The sequence below is a fragment of the Pseudoduganella lutea genome, from assembly GCF_004209755.1.
Classification (GTDB): Bacteria; Pseudomonadota; Gammaproteobacteria; order Burkholderiales; family Burkholderiaceae_D; genus Rugamonas; species Rugamonas lutea.
In genome coordinates, this window is record NZ_CP035913.1 from 5397321 (window position 1) to 5418462 (window position 21142).

Sequence of the window (21142 nt, forward strand, 5' to 3'; positions counted from 1 at the left end):
GGCACTATACTGCACGGATGCGCCCGGCAGGCGCCGGGTTCAGCGGGAGGCTTCAGCGCGAGGCTTCAGCGTGAAACAATCAGCTTGAGACCGAGTGCGATGAACACGGTGCCGGCCACGCGGTCAAGCACCACGCCGGCACGGGGCTTGCGGCCCAGCCACTGGCCGATGGCGCCCGCGAAATAACCGAGAAGGCCGAACATCACGGCCGCCTGCAGCGTGAACGTGACACCCAGCGCGGCCAGCTGCCACGGCGCGTCGCCGCGCGAGGCCACCACGAACTGCGGCAGGAACGACAGGAAGAACAGTGTGACTTTCGGATTGATTGCGCTGGCCAGGCAGCCTTTCCAGAACAGCCGCGCAGGGGAATCGGCCAGGGTGTCCACGGCGGCGACATTGACAGCCCCCGCATGGCGCCACGCCCCCCAGCCCAGCTTGATGAGGTACAGGCCGCCGGCCACCTTCAGTACCGTGAACGCCGCGGGCGACGCCGCGATCAGCGCGCTCACACCCACCGCCGCCAGCAACGTGTGCCCCAGGCACCCGGACGCAGCGCCGAGGCCGAACGCGATGCCCTGCTTCCTTCCCTTCGCCATACCCATGCCCAGCACCATCAGGTTGTCGGGGCCGGGCGTTGCTGTCAGGACGATGGCGGCCAGCAGGAAGGGGAAGAATTGGTCGGGGGTCAGCATCGGGGACTCGCGGGGGAAAAGGGCGAGTATAAGGGATGCTGGATGGTGCCGATGGCGGTTGCCTCACAGGGGTCTGTCCCCGCCAGTCGTTGGCGCCGCCCTAAGTCGACAGCGCAAATCAAGGGGACTGACCCCGGTTTTTGCATGCGGTACTTTGGCGCCTGCAAAAAACCGGGGTCAGTCCCCTTGGTCAATGCCTGAGTCCAGGCTCGAAGTCAACGACTGGCGGGGACAGACCCCAGTACGCCAGCGCTATTCGAGACTTCTGGCTTCAGTGCTTAAGGCGCGGCGGAGAACGACTCGTGGGACGGGAACTTCGCCATCATCCACTCGCGGCGCAGCTGCAGCGCGTCGACCACGTCGGCCGGCAGCGTGCCGATGATTTCCGGGTCGTCGCTCGGCGTGTCGGCCAGCAGGCTGGCCAGGTGGATCACGCCGGCCAGCTGGCAGAACGGCTTCGCGGCCATCGGCTCGGACGAGCATTCCAGCGCGCGCACGATCTTGGCGGGGAAGTTCCAGCGGCGGCCCAGTTCCGCGGTGATCTGGCCTTCGGAAAAGCCCAGCAGGCGCTGTTCGCGTTCCCAGCGGCCGCCCGGCAGGTGGGGCTGCTGCTCGATTTCCGCGAACTGGGCAGGGGAGACCTGGTAGATCAGCAGTTCGCCGAGGCGGAGCATCATGCCGGCCAGCCACGCTTCGCCGCCGTCGATACCCAGGCCCGTGGCCAGCCATTTCCCATAGCCGGCGCAGGCCATGCTGCTTTTCCAGAATTCGCCGGAGTCGAGGCCCGGCAGTTCCGGGAACGATTCGGCGAAGCAGGTGGCCAGCGCCAGCGTGCGGATGTGCGACATGCCGGCCAGCGCCACCGCATCGTCCAGCGAGCTGACGCCGCGCGAAAAGCCGAAGCGCGCGCTGTTTGCCAGGCGCATCAGCTTGGCGGTGAGGGCGGGATCGCGGGCGATGATGGCGGCCACGCTTTTCGTCGACGCGTCCTCGTCGTCGAGGGTGGCGATGAGGGCGTGGGCCACTTCGGGGATGGTGGGCAGTTTAACGTCGGCAAAGAACTGGGTCAGCGTGGGCATGGGTGTCTCTCGGGATTGTTCGGTGCGGTTGACTGATTCAGTGACCGCTGGCGAGCCAAGTGTAAGCCGGCTTTTGGCCCAAAACGCCGAAAAATTGCTTAAGATCAATAGATACTGTTGCGGAAACGCAAGTCGAGGTCAGTCTTACTGCGTCGGTCATACTGCGCTGGTCGCACTGCGTCAGTCGTACTGTGGGCCGGTCGACAGCATCGGCCACCCGGCGCCCGGCGGCACCGGCGCGTCCGCCACCACGACGCGGTCGCGGCCGGCCGCCTTGGCCGCATACAGCGCGCCGTCGGCACGCTTGATCAGGGCGCCGATATCCTCGTCCTGCGCGCGGGCGGCGATCCCGAACGAGGCCGTCACGCACAAACCTGCCGGCCAGGTCCCCGTGTGCAATGCGGCGCGCAGCTTCTCGGCCAGCTGGCGCGCCTGCTCCGCGCCCGTCGCCGGGCAGACGATCAGGAATTCCTCGCCGCCCCAGCGCACCAGCTTGTCGTTGGCCCGGATTTCGCCATGGATCAGCGCCGCGAAGTCGCGCAGCACCGCATCGCCCACGTCGTGGCCATGCCCGTCGTTGATGCGCTTGAAATGGTCGATGTCGGCGAACAGCACGGCCATCGGCGGCGCCAGCAGCGATGAGGTGCTCATCAGCGCGGCGCGCAGGCCCTGCCGGTTCAGTGCCCCCGTCAGCGGGTCCGTGTTGGCCTGTTCCACCAGTTCGCGCGCTTCCAGCTGCAGCGCGGCGTTGATCTCTGCGAGCAGCGCCAGGCGCCGGCCGGTGTCGCCGAGCTCGCGGCGCAGCTGCACCGCCGTGAGGATCGGCCAGCTCACCGCGCACAGGATCCATGCCGCCATCAGGCCCATGTACAGCTCGCGGCTGGTGATCCATTTGCCATGCAGGCGCAGCGAGCGCAGCTCGATCACATGTTCGCCCGCCGTGCTGGAGGCGCCGGTCAGCAGTTCCACGCGCGTCACGTTATCGAGCCGCATGTCGGTGTGTTCGAGCGGCACCTTCATGTAGTCGATCCACCATGTGGCCGTATGCAGCACGTTCAGCGGCACGCGGATCGTGCCGCTGGCGGGCACCGGGAACTCGAGTTCGTTGACCTTCTGCGACATCGGGTTCTCGACCTTCGAGATGCCGGGTTCGTAGTTCAGCACCATCATGCGCAGCGCGTGGCGCCCGGGTCCGCGGTAGGACACGTCGAACGTTACCGCATCGAACTCGGACAGGTCGATGCCGGTCTCCGTGTCGGAGATGACGAACTGGTACTTGCAGGCGGGCCAGTCGATCGTGCGCGCCAGCTGGCAACGCATCGTCAACGTTCCGCCACGCCGCTCCAGCGCCACGCGGCTCGAGCCGCCCATCCAGCGGTCATCCATCACGTCGCGCCGCACGTCGGGCCGCGTGGTCAGGTCGATCACACGCTCCATGCCGAAACGGTGCCACACCAGGAGACCGATGGTCGCCAGCGCCAGGACGGCGATCACGCGGTGCATCAGGCGGTGGGTGGGAGAAGGGGACACGTTGAAAGGTCGGGTTGAAAACGGTTTCAGGGGAGGTCGGACAACGATACGTGTGAAATTTCCATAAGGCAACAATAATTTATAGAAGTGTTACTCGGAACAGCCCGGTAACGGCACATTTTGCCGCACGGAGGCGGCACGCCGCGCAGCATTGACTGCCCGACAACTCCCATGCGATATTTCAATTTTTCTTGTACACATAAGAAAGCGATAGCATGCGCCACCACATTTCCGCACTGACCCTGGCCGTGAGCCTGGCCTTTGCCGCCACCGGCGCCAGTGCTCAGGCACCCGCAGACACCCTGGCGGACCGCATCTCGGCCGACTCGCTGCGCGGCCACCTGTCGTTCCTCGCTTCCGACCTGCTCGAAGGGCGTGGCACGCCATCGCGCGGGCTGGACCTGGCGGCCGAATATATTGCCGCGCAATTCCGCCGTGCCGGCCTGGAAGCGGTGGGCGACGACGGCTATTTCCAGACCGCGAACTGGCAGCAGGCGCATCGCGACGCAAAGGACTTCACATTGACCGTGCAGGCGGGCGGCAAGCCGGTCGCCGTGCCGCTGTCCGCCGCCACCGCCAACTTCGTGCAACCGGTGACGCTGGGCGCGACGGGCGTCGTGCGCCTGGGTTGGAAGGAAGCGATGGAGGCGGGCGCCGAGATCGATGGCAAGGTGCTGGTGGTGCCCGCCGCCCCGGTGCCCGGCGCCGCCGACGTGCTGCGCAGCGGCCTGAAGGCGCGGCCGGCGCTGGTGGTGATGGTCGACACGAAGGGCCAGCACCGCAACCGTAGCGAGGGCTGGCTGATCGATCCCGAGCAGGTGGCGCCCGCGGGCGCGCCGCCGGTCGTCGTGCTGCACGATGCCGCCGCGGCCACCGCGCTGGAAACGGCAGGCGCCACGGTGGCGGCCACGGTCGGCGTGCCGGCGCTGCGTGCCGTGAAGCTGCGCAACGTCATCGGCGTGCTGCGCGGCAGCGACCCGCAGTTGAAGAACACCTACGTGATGCTGACGGCGCACTACGATCACCTGGGAATCCGCAACGGCGAGATCCACAATGGCGCCAACGACGACGCCAGCGGCACGGTGGCGGTGATCGACGTCGCCGCGGCGCTCGCCGCCGAAAAGACCCGCCCGCGCCGCAGCATCGCGTTCGTGGCGCTGTTCGGCGAGGAACTGGGCCTGCTCGGATCGCGCTACTACGGCCGCCACCCGGTGCTGCCGCTGCAGGACACGGTGGCGCACCTGAACCTGGAACAGATCGGCCGCACGGACGACAGCGAAGGCGCCCAGGTGGGCACCGCCACGCTGACGGGCTTCGATTATTCGACCGTCACGGATTACCTGAAAAAGGCGGGCGAGCGCACCGGCGTGCGTCTGTGGAAGCACGCCGTCAACAGCGACCGCTACTTCGCCCGCAGCGACAACCAGGCGCTCGCCGACGTGGGCGTGCCGGCCCACACGCTCGCCGTGGCCTTCGGCTTCCCCGACTACCATGGCAAGGACGACGACTGGGCCAGGCTCGATTACGACAACATGGCGCGCATCGGCCGGATGGTGGCGCTGGCCGTGCGGGACATGGCCAACGATCCGCAGCGGCCGCGGTGGACGGAGGTGCCGAAGGCGGCGCCGTATGCGGAGGCGGGAAGGAAGTTGTTGGGGAGGTAGGGCGGCTGGTGCATTGGAGGCGCTGGTGTCTGACACTATTTTGCTTGCAAAATAGTGTCAGACACCGGTTTTCGGATGCTGTTCCAGTTGGCTGCTGAACACCGGTGTCAGACACCTTTTCCGGATAATGCGCCCGGAAAAGGTGTCTGACACCAGGCCCGACGGTGCCGCGTCAGCAATTCAGAACAACACCCGCTGCCGGCTCGTCAGCCCGGCAAAACTGTCGCCGACGAACGGCAAGATGGCATCGGCGATCGGCCGCAGTTGCCGGTCGAGGTAGTGCTCGTAGTCGATCGCCGCCCGCCGCGTTTCCAGCGGCTCGGGCCCGGCGGTCGTCATCAGGTAGCGGATCCAGCCGCGGTTCTGGTATTGCAGCGGGCGGCCCTGGGCGGCGTTGAAGTCGTCGGCGATGCGGGCGGCGCGCACGTGCGGGGGCACGTTGCGCTCGTAGTCGCCCAGCGCGCGGCGCAGCCGTTTGCGGTACACGAGCAGCTCATCGAGTTCGCCGCGCAGCATGCGCTCCGTGTAGTCGCGCACGTAGTCGCGGTAGGGCTCGCCGCGGAACACGAGGCCGTACAGCGTCTGCTGGAACTGCTGGGCCAGCGGGGTATAGTCGGTGCGCACCGTTTCCAGGCCCTTGAACACCATGTCCTCGCTGCCGTCGGCACGCCGCACCAGGCCGGCGTAGCGCTTCTTGCTGCCCTCGTCGGAATCGCGCACGGTCGGCATCAGGAAGCGGCAGTAGTGCGTTTCGTATTGCAGTTCCAGCGCGCTCTCCAGGTCGAATTCCGCGCGCAGGTGGGTGCGCCACCAGTCGTTGACGCGCGCGACGAGCGCGCGGCCGATGGCGTCCGCTTCTTCCGCTTCGTGCGCGCGGCCCAGCCACACGAACGTGGAATCCGTGTCGCCATAGATCACCTGGTAGCCCTGTTCCTCGATCAGGGCGCGCGTGCGGTGCATGATCTCGTGCCCGCGCATCGTGATCGACGACGCGAGGCGCGGATCGAAGAAGCGGCAGCCATAAGCGCCGAGCACGCCGTAGAACGCATTCATGATGATCTTGAGCGCGAACGACAGCGGCGCGTTGCCATCGCGCTTGGCCGCCTCGCGGCCTTGCCATACGCGCGTGACGATCGACGGCAGGCAGTGCGACTTGCGGGAAAAACGCGCGCCCTTGAAGCCCGGCACGGTATCGGCCTCCGGTTCGCGCAGCCCCTCGATCAGCCCGACCGGGTCGATCAGGAACGTGCGGATGATCGAGGGATACAGGCTTTTATAGTCCAGCACCAGAACGGAGTCATACAGCCCGGAGCGCGAATCCATCACGAAGCCGCCGGGGCTGTCGGCGTTCGCCACGTCGCCCAGGTTCGGCGCCACGAAGCCGGCGCGGTGCATCAACGGCATGTACGAATGTTCGAACGCGGCCACGGAACCGCCGCTGCGGTCGGCGGGAAGGCCGGTGACGCTGGCGCGCTCGAGCAGGAACGCCAGGATGCCCGTGTGGGCGAAGATGCGGGTGACGAGTTCGCAGTCCTTCAGGTTGTAGCGGGCCAGCGCCGGCTTGTCCTCGGCGAACAGGCGGTTGATCTCGTCCATGCGGTCGTAGGGATTGTCGATCGCCTTGCCTTCGCCCAGCAGGGTTCGCGACACGTTCTCCAGGCTGAACGACGGGAAGCTCCACGTGGCCGAGCGCAGGGCCTCGATGCCGTCGATGAGCAGGCGACCCGCCGCCGACGCGAAGAAGTGCTGGCCGTTGCCGTGCTCGCGCCATTCCATCGGCGTGCCGCCGCGTCCCAGCAGCAGCGGCACGCCAAAGCGGTCCGCGTGCTTCTGCAGCACGCGCAGGTCGAACTGGATCACGCTCCAGCCGATGATCGCGTCCGGATCGTGGCGCGCCATCCAGTCGTTCAACCGGGTCAGCAGCGCCGGGCGGTCGGCGCAATACGTGAGCGCGAAGTCGATACCGCCCGGATCGCCGTTCGGCGGCCCCAGCATGTAGACGTCGCGCGCGCCGCAGCCTTCGATCGCGATCGAGTACAGCTCGCCGTGCGCGGTGGTTTCGATGTCGAGCGACGCCAGGCGCAACGTGGGCCGGTAGCCTTCATGCGGTTTCAGGCGCGCGTTGCGGAGGACGCCATCGCCGCCTTCGCCCGGTTCATCGCCCTCGAACGTGACCGACGCCGTGATGAAGCGTTCCATCAGGTAGCGCTCGTGCGGCCGCACGTCGGCCTCGTAGACGTCGATACCGTGTTCGCGCAGCCTTTTTTCCAGTTTCAGCAACTGCCGGTAGTGGCGGCAGTACAGGCCCACGACGGGGCGGTGGCGGAAGTCGCGCAGCGAAAGAGGGCGCAGTTCGCAACCTGTCTCGGCGCGCAGCACGGTCCTTGCCGCCTCCTGCCATTCGGCCGGGATGAAGGCGACGGATGGCTGCGGCGGCAGCCGCACGCGGCGCGCGCCGGCATCGGTGGCGATCCAGAACTCGACCTCGGTACCGGTGTCGGTATCGCGCCAGTGGCGGGTCAGCAGGAAACCCGGCTGCATGGACACTATGGCGTGGCGCGCCACACCACCCGGTTGCGGCCGGCCTGCTTGGCGCGGTACAGGTGCGCATCGGCGGCGGCGAACAGCGCCGCCGTATCCTCGCCCGGCAGCAGCGTGGCGCCGCCGACGCTGACGGTCAGCACGGGCGCCACCGGCGAGGCCACATGGGCGATCGCCAGCCGGTTCAGCGCATCGCGCAGCCGGTCGGCCAGGCCGCGGGCATGGGCCGCATCCGTTTCCGGCATCAGCAGCACGAGCTCCTCGCCGCCGTAGCGCGCCGCCAGGTCGCCGGGGCGGCGCACGAAGGCATCGGCCGTGCGCGCCACCGCGCGCAACGCGCGGTCGCCGGCCGGGTGGCCATAGTGGTCGTTGTACTGCTTGAAGGAATCGATGTCGAGCAGCGCCAGCGACAGCGGCGTGTCGCGCCGCCGTGCGCGCTGGTATTCGGCCTCGAACACCTCGTCGAAACGGCGGCGGTTGGCCAGTTCGGTGAGGCCATCCACGTGCGCCAGGTGCTCCAGCATGCGGCGCTGGCGCACCATCTGCAGGTGCAGCGCCACGCGCGCCATCACCACGGTGGCGTTGAACGGCTTGGCGATGTAGTCGGAAGCGCCCAGCTTCAGGCCCTGCGCCTCGTCCTCGGGGCGGCCGAGGCCGGAAACGAAGATCACGGCGATATCGGCCGTGCGCGGGTCCGCGCGCAGCCGGCGCAGCACCTCGAAGCCATCCATGTCGGGCATCATCACGTCGAGCAGTACCAGGTCGGGCACGTGGCGCGTGGCGCGGTCGAGCGCCTGCGTGCCATCCTTGGCGAGCAGTACGGTGTATTCCGGTTTCAGCAGCTCGGCGAGGACTTCGCGATTGATCGCGTCGTCGTCGGCCACCAGGACTTTTTGCAGGGCGTTCATGCAGGGTCTTCGAGAGTCAGGTCCAGCGCAAGCGCCAGGCGGCTCAGCGGTTGCAGTGCAGCATGATACTCGATATCGGCCACGGCCCGTCCGATCGCGGCCAGCGGCTCGCGATGGGCCGCCACGGCGGGCAGGGTGCGCAGTTCGCGCAGCAGGTCTTCGGCACGGGCATCGTCGGCGCGCAGGCAGGCGGCCAGGTCGCGCAGCAGCGCCCGCACGTTGGTGACCACGGGCGCCATGGCCGGCGGTGCCGCCAGTGGCGCCAGTCCCGCCAGCAAGGTATCGAGCATGCCGACCAGTGCCGGCACCAGGGCAGCGAGATCGCCATGCCCGCCATGCCCATCGACTTCGCCACGCCCGCCAGCACCGGCATCCGGGCCGGCACGCAGTGTCTGTTCGACCCTGCCGGCCAGCTGCGACAGGGCCGTGGCGCCAATGTACACGGCGCTCGACTTCAGGTTGTGCGCCAGGGTCGCCATCGTGCCCGTGTCGCCGGCCGCGAGCGCATCGCGCAATGCGCCCGGCGCAGGCGTATATTCGCGCACGAAGCCTTCCACCCGCTTGTGCAGCCTGGCGCGCCGGCCTTCCACGCCGGCCAGCGCGGCCTGCCAGTCAACGCCCGGCAGCGGTGGCAGCGGTGCTTCCAGCGCGGGCCCGACCGGCTGGGGTGGCGGGTCGTCGCGCTGCGGCAGCGGCGCACGGCCCGCCAGGCGCTTCGGGTCGATCCACCGCAGCAGCGCAGCAAACAGCTGGTCCGGGTCGATCGGCTTGGTGAGGTGGCCGTTCATGCCGGCCGCCAGGCTCTTCTCGCGATCGCCGGCCAGCGCGTGCGCGGTCATCGCCACGATGGGCAAGCCGGCCCGGTAGGGCAGGGCGCGGATGCGGCGGGTCGCCGTGAGGCCATCCATTCCGTGCATCTGGATATCCATCAGCACCAGGTCGTAGTCATGCGCCGTCACCATGCGCACTGCGTCCAGGCCGTTGACGGCCACGTCCACGTGCATCCGCGCGGCCGCCATGAAGTCGATCGCCACCTCGCGGTTGTTGGCATTGTCGTCGACGAGCAGCACGCGGGCGCCGTCCAGGCGGGAAAGGTCGGGGTCGGGTTCGTGGTCGCGCACCGGGCGGCCGGCCGCTGCTTCCTGCCCTTCCGGCGCATCCGCCATCATCGGCTGCAGCACCTGCAGCAGGCTGTGATACAGCAGCGCGGGGCCGATCGGCTTGGTCAGGAAGCCCGACAGCGGCAACTGGCCGGCCTGCTGCAGCACCGCATCGCGCGTGCACACGGTCAGCATCAGGATCGCCGGCGGCACCGTGAGGCGGTCGTCGTCGCGGATGCGGTGGATCGTCTGCACGCCGTCCAGGTCCGGCATCAGGTAGTCCAGCAGCACCACCTGGTAGGGCAGGCCGTCGCGCTGGGCCGCGTGCAGCTTCAGCAGACACTGCTCGCCCGAGTCGGCGGTGTCAGCGACGATGCCGAAGCCGCCCAGCATTTCCACGATGGCTTCGCGCGAGGTAGCGCTGTCATCGACGACCAGCACGCGCGCCTGCTGCAGCTGCGTGGCCGACACGGGCAAGGCAGCTGCACCAGGCACGGCGCTGTCGCCAACGCCGTCGCCAACGCCGTCGCCAACGCCCACCTCGACGGTGAACGAGAACGTGCTGCCCGCGCCGGGGCGGCTTTGCACGGTGATGTTCCCGCCCATCAGCTGCACCAGCTGCTGCGAGATCGTCAGGCCCAGTCCCGTGCCGCCGTAGCGGCGCGTGACCGATGCGTCGCCCTGGCTGAAGGCCCGGAACAGCCTGGCCTGCTCTTCCTCGCTCATGCCGATGCCGGTATCGCTGACGGAGAAGCGCAGCCTGGTACTGTCCTGGTTGCGCCCGGCGGCTTCGTCGACGTCGACCGCCACCACCACTTCGCCCCGCTCGGTGAACTTGACGGCGTTGCCGGCAAGGTTCAGCAGCACCTGGCCAAGCCGCAGCGGATCGCCCACGAGTGCCGCCGGCACGGCCCGGCCGACACGGAACACCAGTTCCACGTTGCGCCCGTCGGACTTCAGCGTCGTCAGGCTGGACAGGTGATCGAGCAGCGCATTGACGTCGAACGGCACCTTCTCGAGCGTCATCTTGCCCGCCTCGATCTTGGAAAAATCGAGGATGTCGTTGATGATGCCCAGCAGGTGCTCGCCGGCGCCGAGGATCTTCGTGAGGTAGTTGCGCAGCCGCGCGTCCGGCCCGGCCATCAGTGCCAGCCGGCTCATGCCGAGGATGGCATTCATCGGCGTGCGGATCTCGTGGCTCATGTTGGCCATGAACTCGGACTTCATGCGCGCCGCGGCCTCGGCGCGCACCATCGCCGTCTGCAGGCCCTTCGTGCGAAGGCCGAGAATGCGCATGTACACCAGCATGTCGATCGCGCTGGCCAGCTGCAGCGCATGCATCGTCCAGAACGTGGCTTCCAGCTTGCCGGCGAAGACTTGCGCGAACACCATGGCGCCGGCGAACGAGATCACCCAGCTGGTCGTGAAATACCAGCCCACCGGGTCGCCGCGGCGCATCAGCCGCCATGCTCCCGGCAAACCGAACAGCTTGGCGGTGGCGCCCAGCGTGGAGACGACCAGCAGCAGGCCGTTCATCGGCAGGATGTCGAGTGCATAGGTGAGGGCGGTGAGCGCCATCAGCGCCGCGCAGCCTTTCATCAGCAGGCTGAAACGGCGGTCCATGCCGCGCCGCGCCAGCACCTGCTCGACGAACAGGTAGGAACCGCACGAGGCCAGCATCGCCGTGATGCCGCCGGCATGCTCGATCATCCACGGACTGCCCGGCCACAGGTATTGCTGGCCGACGCCGAAGAAGTCGATCCCGTACACGGCGAGGCCGAAGGTGGCCAGCGCGAACTTGCCGAACGTGATGTCGCGCAGCGACACCCAGTGCGACACGCTGTACACGAGCAGGCAGAACGCCAGGCCGGCCAGCAGGCCCTGCACCATCTGCTCGAGCAGTTCGGTGCGGTGGAAGTGCGCGGCCTTTTCCAGCCGCACAGGCAGGATGATCGGGCCGCGCGCCTCGACCCGCAGCAGCAGCGTGTGTTCCCCCTGCGGCAGCGTCAGCACGAACGCCGGCACCCGGGCGCCCATGCGGGGTTCGGGCGGCGGCAGCCGGTTGCCGGCCACCTGGTGGCCGGCGATGCGGCCGTTCGTGACGAGCCACTTGTCCACGCGGCCCAGCAGCGCATAGTCCAGCGCCAGCACCCATTGCCCGTTGGCGCCCTCGGGCACGCGCACCGGGATGCGCAGCCACAGCACGCGCTCGTACTTGCCGGTGGTGCCCCGCGCCAGCGTGGGCGGCCTGAAACGGTCGTGCGCCGCCAGCGCGGCGGGCATGTCGAGCTGGCGGTCGGGGTCGGACAGCATCGTCATCGCCGACCAGGCGTCGGCTTCGTGCAGCGCGTCGTCCAGCACGACCGGCGCGGCCCAGGCGAGGGCGCTCCAGCCGAAGGCAATGGCGGCGAGCACGAGGCGCAGTGCAGGGAGCACGAGGCGCTGCATGGAAATCACAGCGCGCCGTGTGCCAGGAAATCCGGTCGGCAACGCGCCGCTGTGGTGGCGATGGGGCTGCATGCGGATTCCTGTCGTGTGCTTACTGGTAGCGGTAGTCGAAGCGCACGCCATAGGTGCGCGGCGCGCCAGGCACCGTCATGCCGAAGCTGTCGATCGTGGCGGGGGCGATCCGGTTGCCGAGGTTGCGGGCATGGGCGGACAGCGTCCACGGCGCGTCGTCCGGGTGCCAGGCCAGCGTTGCATCCACGGTGGTCATCGCCGGCACCCGGTACTGCACCAGCTTCGACGGCACACCGATCAGGTAAGCCGCGCTGCGGCGCGCATCGACGCCTGCGCGCACTTCGTGGCCGGCGAGCCGCACGCGGCGCTCGTAGCCGGCCGAGAGCACGTGCGATGGCGCGCGGTCGAGCTTGCGGCCATTCCAGGACTGGATGCCATCCGGCGTGTACGACACGTAATGCGCGTCGAGCAGCGCCACGCCATAGGTGAAGCGGTCGTCCGCGCTGGCCTGCACCTTGCCGTCCAGCTCCAGGCCGCGCACGCTGGCGATGCCGGCATTGGTGGTGATGAAGCGGGGCGCGCCGGCGATGATCGCGTTGCCGGACAGTTGCAGGTTCGTGTAATCGTAGTGGAACGCGGCCACGTCCAGGCTGGCCCGGTTGTTCCAGAAGCGTGTCTTCGCGCCCAGTTCAAGCGACTTCACCGCTTCCGGCTGGTAGTACAGGTAGCCGGGGGCAACGGCGGCCGCGGCGGGGCAGGTGACGCCCGGGGTGGCGGCTGCCACGCAGCCGTCGTTGAAGCCGCCCGCCTTGTAGCCGGTGGACAGCGTGCCGTAGACGAATGTGGAGGGCGCCAGGTCGTAGTCCAGGCCCAGGCGCCACGTGCGCTTGTCCGTTTCGATCCGCGCGATATTCGGCAGCTGGAAATCGGTGGCCGGGTTGAACACGGGGCCCTGCTGGAAGCTGGTGGCGCCCACGCGCGACTTGTCGTCTTCCGTATGGCGCAGGCCCGCGGTGGCACGAAGGCGCTCGGTGACGCGGTACGTAACCTGGCCGAAGGCGGCGCGGCTCTTCGCCAGCGTGGGGTCCGTGGGGAAGGCGTAATAGGGTGTCAGGCCGATCGGCGCCAGGTCGCGGAACACGTAGTTCGAATGCGCGCGCTCGTCGAACCAGTACAGGCCCGCCTGCGCGGACAGCGGGCCCTGGCCGTTCGTGGCCACGCGCAGCTCGTGCGAATCCTGGCGCTGCCCGCCACTGAAATTCTGGCGCACGCCCAGCGTGACAGGAGGCGCGACGCGGTAGATGTAGTTCGTCAGGTAATCGAGGTCGAACTTGCGGTGCGCGCCCAGGTAGTACAGCGTGGCCGGGCCCAGGTTCCACGTCAGTTCGGCGCTGATGCCGGATGTGCGGTTGCGGCCATGGCCCTGTTCCGGCACCACGTTGCGCGGCACGAAGCGGTTCGTCAGCCGGTCGCCGGCGGAAGCGCCATACCACACGGGATTGCCGCTGTCGGCGTTGCGGAAGAAGTTGTTGTCCGAGACGAAGCCGTCCGGGTTGTAGTGGTTCGTGGCATGGTCGGCGCGCAGCAGCAGCGAAGCCGTGGGGCCAAGTGCCACGCTGGCAGACAGGCGGGCGGCGCGCAGGTCGGCATCCTGGCCCAACGTGCGCCCCGTGCCCTGGCCATTGCGAAGGTAGGAATCGTGGCGGCTGGTGGCGACGGCGGCGCGCAGCGCCAGCCAGTGCGCCACGGGCACGTTCAGCATGCCGTTCGCCTTGCGGCTGCCGTAATTGCCGGCTTCCACGCCGATGGCCGCTTCCAGCTGACGCGTGGGGGCGTTCGAAATCACGTTCACGACGCCGGCGGTGGTGTTGCGGCCATACAGGGTGCCCTGCGGCCCGCGCAGCACTTCGATGCGGTCCACGTCCAGCAGCAGTCCATTCTGGTTATGCGGGCGGGCGATGTAGATCCCGTCCAGCATGAAGGCGGCGGAGGGGTCGCCCTTGTCGGTGGCATCGGAGTTCGACACGCCGCGGATCGTGATCTTCAGGCCGTCGGCCGCGCCGTCCAGGTGCACGCCGGGCAGCCGCTTGGCCAGGTCCGCCGGGGTGCCGAAGCCGGCCGCCCGCAGGTCGTCGCCGGACAGCACGGTCATGGCGACGGGCGTCTTCGACTCCAGCGACGCGGTGCGCTGCGCGGTGACGACGACTTCCTGCAGTTGCCCGTGGGCTTGCGCGCGGGCGTGGGTGGCAACGAGGGTGGCGCAGGCGGCGGCCACGAGGCCGGCCAGCAGGGCAAGGGGGCCCCGGCGATCTTGCATTGCTATTCTTTCAGGTAAGGAGGCACCGCGCGGAACGATCGATCCGCGTCCTGCAGGCGCGATGTCGAGGCGCGATGCGTGAATTTCAGCCCGCAAGTCTAACAGTTCAGCTTGCTCAATGACAGAAAATTACTGTGAGGCAAATCGTTTTGCGGGCCCCTTTGTCGCGGTGCCGCCACTGTCGACATGGCCACGCGCAGGCTGTCATGGCAGCGTCACATCGGCTCATTACCATTCGGCACAGTTTGTATTTCGCTAACTTTGTCCCGAAAGACTCCGATGCGCCAGCCTTCGTTCCGCCTCCGCCTGACCCCACTTTGCCTGTCGCTGCTGGCCGCGCTGCCTGCGCTCGGCCTTGCCGCCGAGCCGGCCGATCCCGTTGCTGCCGATCCGGCCGGCGCGCCGCCGATGGCGATCGTGGAAGTGACGGGCACGGGCCAGTCACGCCAGGTGCAGAACATCACCCGCGCCGATCTGCAGCAGGCCACTCCAGGCACGAGCGCGCTGAAGACGCTGGAAAAACTGCCCGGCGTGAGCTTCCAGTCGGCCGACCCGTTCGGCAGCTACGAATGGTCGACGCGTTTCTCGATCCGCGGCTTCAACCAGAACCAGCTCGGCTTCACGCTGGACGACATCCCGCTCGGCGACATGAGCTACGGGAACAACAACGGCCTGCACATCTCGCGCGCGATCTCGTCGGAGAACATCGGCCGTGTCGCCGTGTCGCAAGGGGCCGGCGCGATCGGTACCGCGTCGACCACCAATTTGGGCGGCACCGTGCAGTTCGTCACGCTGGGGCCGGCGAGCGAGCAGGGCGTGACCGCCGCGCAGACGCTCGGCAGCGACGACACCGCGCGCACCTTCGTGCGGTTCGACAGCGGCGAATTCGCCGGCGGCACGAAGTTCTACATCAGCGGCACGCGCATGCGCAGCGAAAAATGGAAAGGCGCCGGCCCGCAGGACCAGGACCAGTTCAACAGCCGCGTCGAGCGCCGCATCGGCGAGCACACGCTGTCGGCGTTCTTCAACTATTCGGACCGCCGCGAAGTCGATTACCAGGACCTGTCGCATGAAATGGCGCGGCGCTTGGGCATGGACTGGGACAACTACTATCCGGACTGGCAGCGCGCCGTCGATGCGGCAAAGGGCGTCTACAGCGGCGCCGTCAACAGCCTGGACGACGCCTACTACCTGGGCCAGGGCCTGCGCAAGGACAAGCTGGGCGGCGCCTCGGCCGAGCTGCAGCTGACGCCCGTGCTGGCCGCCAAGCTGACGGCCTACCACCATGGCAACGAAGGGCAGGGGCACTGGTATACGCCGTACACCCCCACGTCGGCCGAGGTGCCGATCTCGATCCGCACCACCGAATACACGATCAGCCGCAACGGCGTGCTGGGCGACGTGACGTGGGAACTGGGCATGCACACGCTGAACGCGGGTTTCTGGGCGGAGCGCAACAAGCACATGCTGACACGTAATTTCTACGCGGTGACCGATGGCCGCTACATCGACGACTTCCTGCGCGGCCCGATGAGCACGGGCTTCCTGCAGTCGTTCGTCACCGACACCCGCCAGTTCTACGTGCAGGATACGATCGCGCTGCTCGATGGCAGGCTGAAGGTCAACGTGGGCTTCAAGAGCCCGAAAGTGGAGATCGATGCGCACACCTTCGTCGGCGACCGCGCCGATGGCGCGATCACGGCGAAGAAGACATTCCTGCCGCAGGCCGGCATCACGTACCAGCTGTCGCGCAACGACGAGCTGTTCGCCTCGGGCGCGAAGAACATGCGCTCGTACCAGCCGGGCGTGAACGGCCCGTTCTCGCAGACGCGCGCCGGCTATGCGCTGTCCATCGCCAGCCTGAAGCCGGAAACGTCGACCACGTTCGACCTGGGCATGCGCTTCAAACGTGACGCCGTGCAGGGCTCGGTGGCCGTCTACTACGCGAAGTTCGACGACCGCCAGCTCGGCATCGCCACCTGCGCCGGCATCGTCGGCTGCGCGGGCACCGTCGTCAACGTGGGCAAGGTGGAAACGCGCGGGCTGGAGGCACTGGCCGTGTGGAAGATCGCTCCCGCCATCTCGTGGTTTAACACGTTCACCTACAACGACTCCACCTACGAATCGAACTACACGGACAATGGCCAGCTGGTGGCCGTGAAGGGCAAGCAGGTCGTGGACGCGCCGAGGAAAATGTTCAACACGGAGCTGGCCTACGACGCGAACGGCTTCTTCGCGCGCCTGGGCGCCAAGTACACGGACAAGCGCTACTACACGTACACGAACGACAATTCGGTACCGTCGTACGTGGTAGCCAACCTGTCCGGCGGCTACCGCCTGGGTTCGGCCGGCATGGTGAAGGACCTGACCTTGCAGGTCAACGTGACGAACCTGTTCGACCGGAACTATTTCGGCACGATCGGCTCGAACGGCTTTGCCGCGGCCGATCCGCGCGGTACGTCGATGACGCTGATGTCGGGCGCGCCGCGCCAGGTGTTCTTCACGCTGGCGGGCAAGCTGTAAGCCGGGGAGGCGGACCCGGTCCTGCGGGCCGGCTCCTTAGCCGCGCCGGCCGACCCGGATCAGGAAGCCGCTTTTCGGGATCGCCGGCAGCCGGCGCATGTCCAGCGCCAGGTCCTGCGGCGGCACCTCGTAATCCATCCCGCCCGCAAGCCAGCGGGCGGAGCGCTTCATCAGTTCCACCGTGATCCACTCGCCCGGGCAGCGGTGCCCGGTGCCCGGTGACCGCGTGGCCACCATCCTGCGGCACCAGCGTGTACGGGTTGTCGCGCCGGCGCGGATGCGTTCGATCAGGCCGGTCAGGTCGAACATCGCCGACAGTTGCTTCGTCCTCAGCGTCACCTCGTCGTCCCCCAGCGGCTTGCTGCTGCCCGCCATGCTTCCTTGAACAGCTCGCCCAGCCGCTCGATGCGCGCCGGTGCCATCAGGTCTATGAACATGGCCTTACGCACGGCATGGGCCTTGTCGTCCAGCCCGTGCATGCCGCCTCGACCGAACAGCGTGGCTTGCAGCCGCATCGGAGCCGCCCCTTGCGCATGAATCGTTCGTGGTCATAGAAAAGTTCCGCCGCCTGCGGGCCGGTCGAACACATCCAGGCTCTGCCTTTATTGCAACGATGGTGATATTATTTTTATGATAAGTATCTTGGCTCAGCGTTGATGGGCCACTATCGCACTCTCATGGTCAGCTGACGCGAATAATCGAGGAGCAGGGCTTGGCACTGAACAATAGAGAAGAAGTACATTTTTGGCGGGAACTGGAAAGGGTCGAACAATGGCTGAGTACAGGCGCGGGCGCGGCTGCCGGCCGCATATACGACACCATGGGCCGGCCCGGCGAACAAACCTTTGCCAACTATGGCAACGAACTGGTGGCCAGCGTCGCCCGGGTCGAGCGGGTACGGCAGGCCCTTGACCAATCCGGACCCATGGCGAAACGGCTGGCGATGCAACAGTTGTCCGGTATCGGTCTTGACGATGTCTGGGACATCCTGCTTGCCGCTTGCAAGGAAATCGCGCTGTATTATGGCGGCGCTGTCGTTACCGGCGCGGTTGTCGGCGGTGCGATCGGTAGCCTGGCTTTTGGCGCCGGCGCCATACCGGGTGCCGTGGTTGGTGGCGCAGCCGGTTCGCAGGTCGGTATCTGGGTGCTGACACTGCTGGGACTGAAAGAATTGGTCGTAGGCCTCGGTACCATGTTTCCAGTCGCGATGGAGCATTACGTGCGTGGCTTTCGCGAAGCGTGGGGCGCCGTGCCGGACAACCGACGTGACTTCGGAAATAGTGCCGCTCTGTCTTCCGGCAGCATCTCCGCCGGTGCGTGGCACATGGGACAGGGTCACTTCATTCTTGTCACGGCAATCCTGACTGCGGTGGTGGCTTATCTCACGCGGGGCGGGGGAACTACCGCGTCGCTGGCGCAGATGGCCAGGCAGAGCAGGAGGCTGGGGGCGAAGTTTGCCAATTGGGCGGTGAAGAATGAGAGAAAACTGCTGGCTCATCCGCAATTGCAGAGCCGGCCGAATAATTCGGTTGCCATGGCGATGGGGGAGTCGCTGCCAACGAGTGGTCGTGGTGCGTCTGGCCCGAGTGGTAGCCGTAGCGCGTCTGGTACGAGTGGTAACACAAAGGTCGATGCTGTAGGGGCAAATACGGCGCTAGTAGACTCTGAGGTGTCTGCGCTCCAACGGATGGCGGCGAACAATCGAGCAGGCTCGCCTGCGGCTGATCTACGAAGTGCGTACCAGCAAGCGAAAGGCCAAGTGGATTTCGCTCATATTGAAGCCGATGTTCGCCTGAATTCTGCTGGCGTGTTGCAAAAGGCACAGGGCGGACATTTCTCAACATCACCATTAGTAGATATCATCCCCGGCACCGAATCGGTTGGTGCGAATGGTTCGATGTGGGCCAAAATAAACTTGAAGGGACCAGATGGCAATTGGTATCAAAAAACTAATAACAATGGTTTCTCCAGCCTTACCCCTGATACTTGGTCGCTCGCGCAAGCTAAAGGCGAAATGAGTCAAGCATTCTTAGGACGGACACAACTCCCCAATGGGAACTGGATGGGCAGTTCCAGCGGGGTAGACTTCCGTTTCTATCCGCCAACCAAAAATGTGCCGTTATGGCGCGGCTTTCCAGAGTACACACCATGATGAGAATTATTACTGAAGTTTTTAAAATGCCTGGCGGCTCTATGATTCCATTACTCTACGCGGTAATGGAAGATGGCCAAGTTGATCGCGCGGCAACCGATACTCTTTGCGAATTCGTGAGTCATCTGTTTCCTCCAGCGGACAAGGAATTTGAGAATTTGCTTGCCCAAGTGAGTGCGGGCAAATACTTTCCTGCTAACCCATTATTGGCAGATTTTGGCGTAAATGACGTCAATGCATGGTTGGTTGCTCCGCATGCGAAAGGCGGCGGCCTTTCCATCTCAAATGAAAATATTTCGGACTATTCGATTGATGACGGACAGCCACAAGAATTTTCAATTTCGGAATTTCGTGCTGTAGCGGAGTGTTGGAAGAATTTTCAGAAAATTATTCGAGAAAAAGGCGCGGAAAATATTCTCGGGGAGAGATTTGAAACACTAATTCCATAGCCGCTCTCCCGTCTGGCAGCATTTCCGCCGGTGCGTGCCGCATGGGGCAGGGTCACGTCATTCTTGTTACGGGAATCTTGACGCGGTGATGGCTTATCTCGCGCGGCGGGACTACTGCGGTCGCTGGCGCAGATGGCCCGGCAGAGCCCGCAGTTGGAGCGAAGTGTGCGAATTGGGCGGTAGTACCAAACGTACACGAATGCAGCAGTAAGGCAAGAATCAACCTCGCCCTGGCACGCTTCACGAACGGATGAATGATGAAATCTCGAGTCGTAAATGTTTATCCTCATGACGTCGCGCGTTTGATTTCACCGATTGTCCTGGCGAGCGATATGGATCAGTACAAGGACATATTCGAATTGCTGGATGCAACGTCGATCGTTCATGTCGACCTTCTGGTAACTGAAGTGATTCAACCCGAGTATCTTCGATTGGCGGAGAACTCACGCGCTAGGACAAAGGAATCGTTGAGATATTTTTTGAACGTAGAGCCCGGCGGTGCGGTATCGCAAATATGCTCGATGCTTGGACTGTCCGATGACGAGATTCCGGTATTTCTAAAGCAAATATAGAAAAAAATGTTCCCATCGGAAAGCGAAATGTTATTGAGTAATTGTAAATACGTGAAGATTTCTGCTCCCCTGCAATTCAATGAGGTGCAATTTGGGGCCTCGGAAAATCGCACGCTGAACCAATCGTTTGAGGCCCTTCGGACCCGTTTAAATTCTTGATGAAGTGGGGGAACATGACATTGAAATTTATTCGAGCCGCTGCACGGAACAGCTTCCTGGCCTTCGCAACAGCCGTTGTCCTGACTTCGCCAGCCCATGCCGAACGTGTGCTTGAGGAGCATGCGATATCGATCGGCGGCGAACCCATGCGGTACTTCCGGCTTTACGACACCGGAGCGAAAGCCGGCAAGGCAAAAGGTGCCTCGCCTGTCATCGTGGTCGTCAGCGGATCGGGGTGCGCGGAATTCGGTTCCCGCCTGCCGTACTTCTTTGAAAAATTTCCGGCACCGCTCGATGTCTACCACCTCGAGAAGCCCCATGTCGGGAAGGCGGCGACTGGCCAGCCCGGCACTTGTTCGCGTGAATATGAACGCGCCGACAACCTGCAGCGCCGGGTGCGCGATACGCGGGAATTCCTCGAGGCGCACCCTGCGCTGGCCGGTCTCGCGCCGCGAACGCTGGCGCTGGTCGGCTTTTCCGAAGGCGGGCACGTGGCGCCGATCGTCGCTGCCGACAGTCCGAAGGTGGGATGGCTTGCGCTGGGAGGCATCGGCGGCATGCGCCAGGCCGACGGCTTCCTCGTGTTTGCGGACCGTGGCGTTGCGCCCTATGCGAATCCCTCTTCGCGGGCGTTGCTGGAAAAGCAGTTTGCCGAGATCGCCGCTGATCCCGGCTCGCTGGACAAGTCGTTCTTCGGCCACCCTTACGCCTACTGGAGTTCCCATCTGTTCCACGATCCGCTGCCATACTTCGCAAAGCTCGACGTCCCCGTAGTGGTGGCGATGGGTGAGAAAGATGAGAGCGAGCCGATCGAGTCCGGCAGGCTGTTGAAGGCATTCTTCGCCCGCCATCCGGACAAGCGGTTCAAATTCATCGAGTACGAAGGCGCCAGCCACGGCCTGCAGCGCGGCGACAAGCGGCACGTGCACGATTTCATTGCTGGGCTGGCGAAGTGGTTCAGGAACGATCCGGCCGCGTTCGACTGATCCGAACATC

14 protein-coding genes are annotated in these 21142 nt (G+C 65.7%); 5 read left to right on the plus strand and 9 right to left on the minus strand.

Annotated elements, in window-relative coordinates:
* Positions 1 to 65 precede the first annotated feature (65 nt).
* From EWM63_RS23010 to EWM63_RS23020, 3 genes are all read right to left on the minus strand, one after another.
* On the minus strand, positions 66 to 692 hold the full coding sequence (locus tag EWM63_RS23010) for a LysE family translocator (protein ID WP_130188615.1): 627 nt from the start codon (positions 690 to 692) through the stop codon (positions 66 to 68).
* 278 nt (positions 693 to 970) lie between these two features.
* Positions 971 to 1771 carry an HDOD domain-containing protein gene (locus EWM63_RS23015; protein WP_130188616.1) on the minus strand — a complete coding sequence of 267 codons (801 nt, stop codon included), beginning with the start codon at positions 1769 to 1771 and terminating at the stop codon, positions 971 to 973.
* 180 nt (positions 1772 to 1951) lie between these two features.
* On the minus strand, positions 1952 to 3301 hold the full coding sequence (locus EWM63_RS23020; protein ID WP_130188617.1) for a GGDEF domain-containing protein: 1350 nt from the start codon (positions 3299 to 3301) through the stop codon (positions 1952 to 1954).
* Positions 3302 to 3516: 215 nt separating this feature from the next.
* Between EWM63_RS23020 and EWM63_RS23025 the strand changes: the two genes are divergently transcribed.
* Positions 3517 to 4965, plus strand: coding sequence for a M28 family peptidase (locus tag EWM63_RS23025; protein ID WP_130188618.1), 1449 nt, complete (start codon positions 3517 to 3519; stop codon positions 4963 to 4965).
* Positions 4966 to 5145: 180 nt separating this feature from the next.
* Here the strand turns inward: EWM63_RS23025 and EWM63_RS23030 are convergent, their stop codons facing one another.
* From EWM63_RS23030 to EWM63_RS23045, 4 genes are read right to left on the minus strand one after another with little or no spacing between them, the layout of a single operon-like run.
* Positions 5146 to 7506 carry a DNA polymerase II gene (locus EWM63_RS23030; protein WP_207221136.1) on the minus strand — a complete coding sequence of 787 codons (2361 nt, stop codon included), beginning with the start codon at positions 7504 to 7506 and terminating at the stop codon, positions 5146 to 5148.
* Between the two features lie 5 nt (positions 7507 to 7511).
* Complete coding sequence (locus EWM63_RS23035) at positions 7512 to 8414, minus strand: diguanylate cyclase domain-containing protein (protein ID WP_130188619.1); 903 nt, start codon at positions 8412 to 8414, stop codon at positions 7512 to 7514.
* Complete coding sequence (locus EWM63_RS23040; protein ID WP_165390896.1) at positions 8411 to 12034, minus strand: hybrid sensor histidine kinase/response regulator family protein; 3624 nt, start codon at positions 12032 to 12034, stop codon at positions 8411 to 8413. The genes EWM63_RS23035 and EWM63_RS23040 overlap by 4 nt, the downstream gene beginning before the upstream one ends.
* A 19-nt stretch (positions 12035 to 12053) precedes the next feature.
* Positions 12054 to 14291: a TonB-dependent receptor gene (locus EWM63_RS23045; protein WP_130188621.1), complete on the minus strand. Its 2238-nt coding sequence runs from the start codon at positions 14289 to 14291 to the stop codon at positions 12054 to 12056.
* Positions 14292 to 14570: 279 nt separating this feature from the next.
* Between EWM63_RS23045 and EWM63_RS23050 the strand changes: the two genes are divergently transcribed.
* Positions 14571 to 16814 (plus strand): TonB-dependent receptor, encoded by a 2244-nt coding sequence (locus EWM63_RS23050; protein WP_130188622.1) that lies wholly within the window; start codon positions 14571 to 14573, stop codon positions 16812 to 16814.
* A gap of 36 nt (positions 16815 to 16850) precedes the next feature.
* Here EWM63_RS23050 and EWM63_RS23055 read toward each other — a convergent pair whose 3' ends face one another.
* Together EWM63_RS23055 and EWM63_RS23060 are read right to left on the minus strand one after the other, a co-directional pair.
* Positions 16851 to 17189: a hypothetical protein gene (locus tag EWM63_RS23055; RefSeq protein WP_130188623.1), complete on the minus strand. Its 339-nt coding sequence runs from the start codon at positions 17187 to 17189 to the stop codon at positions 16851 to 16853.
* Positions 17150 to 17329: a hypothetical protein gene (locus EWM63_RS23060; RefSeq protein ID WP_130188624.1), complete on the minus strand. Its 180-nt coding sequence runs from the start codon at positions 17327 to 17329 to the stop codon at positions 17150 to 17152. Before EWM63_RS23060 ends, EWM63_RS23055 begins: the two co-directional genes overlap by 40 nt.
* 197 nt (positions 17330 to 17526) lie before the next feature.
* On the opposite strand from EWM63_RS23060, the gene EWM63_RS23065 reads away from it, so the two are divergent.
* The 3 genes from EWM63_RS23065 (at position 17527) to EWM63_RS23075 (ending at position 21132) form a co-directional block, all read left to right on the plus strand.
* Positions 17527 to 18966 carry a DUF6861 domain-containing protein gene (locus tag EWM63_RS23065; RefSeq protein ID WP_130188625.1) on the plus strand — a complete coding sequence of 480 codons (1440 nt, stop codon included), beginning with the start codon at positions 17527 to 17529 and terminating at the stop codon, positions 18964 to 18966.
* Positions 18963 to 19415: a hypothetical protein gene (locus EWM63_RS23070; protein WP_130188626.1), complete on the plus strand. Its 453-nt coding sequence runs from the start codon at positions 18963 to 18965 to the stop codon at positions 19413 to 19415. The genes EWM63_RS23065 and EWM63_RS23070 overlap by 4 nt, the downstream gene beginning before the upstream one ends.
* Positions 19416 to 20292: 877 nt before the next feature.
* Positions 20293 to 21132: an alpha/beta hydrolase family protein gene (locus EWM63_RS23075; protein ID WP_165390897.1), complete on the plus strand. Its 840-nt coding sequence runs from the start codon at positions 20293 to 20295 to the stop codon at positions 21130 to 21132.
* The last annotated feature ends 10 nt before the right edge of the window (positions 21133 to 21142 follow it).

Bases quoted from the DNA above. Each gene is read 5' to 3' on its own strand.
- EWM63_RS23050 (WP_130188622.1), top strand. From the start codon at position 14,571: ATGCGCCAGCCTTCGTTCCGCCTCCGCCTGACCCCACTTTGCCTGTCG.
- EWM63_RS23075 (WP_165390897.1), top strand. From the start codon at position 20,293: ATGCGGTACTTCCGGCTTTACGACACCGGAGCGAAAGCCGGCAAGGCA.
- EWM63_RS23070 (WP_130188626.1), top strand. From the start codon at position 18,963: ATGATGAGAATTATTACTGAAGTTTTTAAAATGCCTGGCGGCTCTATG.
- EWM63_RS23035 (WP_130188619.1), bottom strand. From the start codon at position 8,414: ATGAACGCCCTGCAAAAAGTCCTGGTGGCCGACGACGACGCGATCAAT.
- EWM63_RS23015 (WP_130188616.1), bottom strand. From the start codon at position 1,771: ATGCCCACGCTGACCCAGTTCTTTGCCGACGTTAAACTGCCCACCATC.
- EWM63_RS23030 (WP_207221136.1), bottom strand. From the start codon at position 7,506: ATGCAGCCGGGTTTCCTGCTGACCCGCCACTGGCGCGATACCGACACC.
- EWM63_RS23040 (WP_165390896.1), bottom strand. From the start codon at position 12,034: ATGCAGCCCCATCGCCACCACAGCGGCGCGTTGCCGACCGGATTTCCT.
- EWM63_RS23025 (WP_130188618.1), top strand. From the start codon at position 3,517: ATGCGCCACCACATTTCCGCACTGACCCTGGCCGTGAGCCTGGCCTTT.
- EWM63_RS23010 (WP_130188615.1), bottom strand. From the start codon at position 692: ATGCTGACCCCCGACCAATTCTTCCCCTTCCTGCTGGCCGCCATCGTC.
- EWM63_RS23060 (WP_130188624.1), bottom strand. From the start codon at position 17,329: ATGCGGCTGCAAGCCACGCTGTTCGGTCGAGGCGGCATGCACGGGCTG.
- EWM63_RS23055 (WP_130188623.1), bottom strand. From the start codon at position 17,189: ATGGCGGGCAGCAGCAAGCCGCTGGGGGACGACGAGGTGACGCTGAGG.
- EWM63_RS23045 (WP_130188621.1), bottom strand. From the start codon at position 14,291: ATGCAAGATCGCCGGGGCCCCCTTGCCCTGCTGGCCGGCCTCGTGGCC.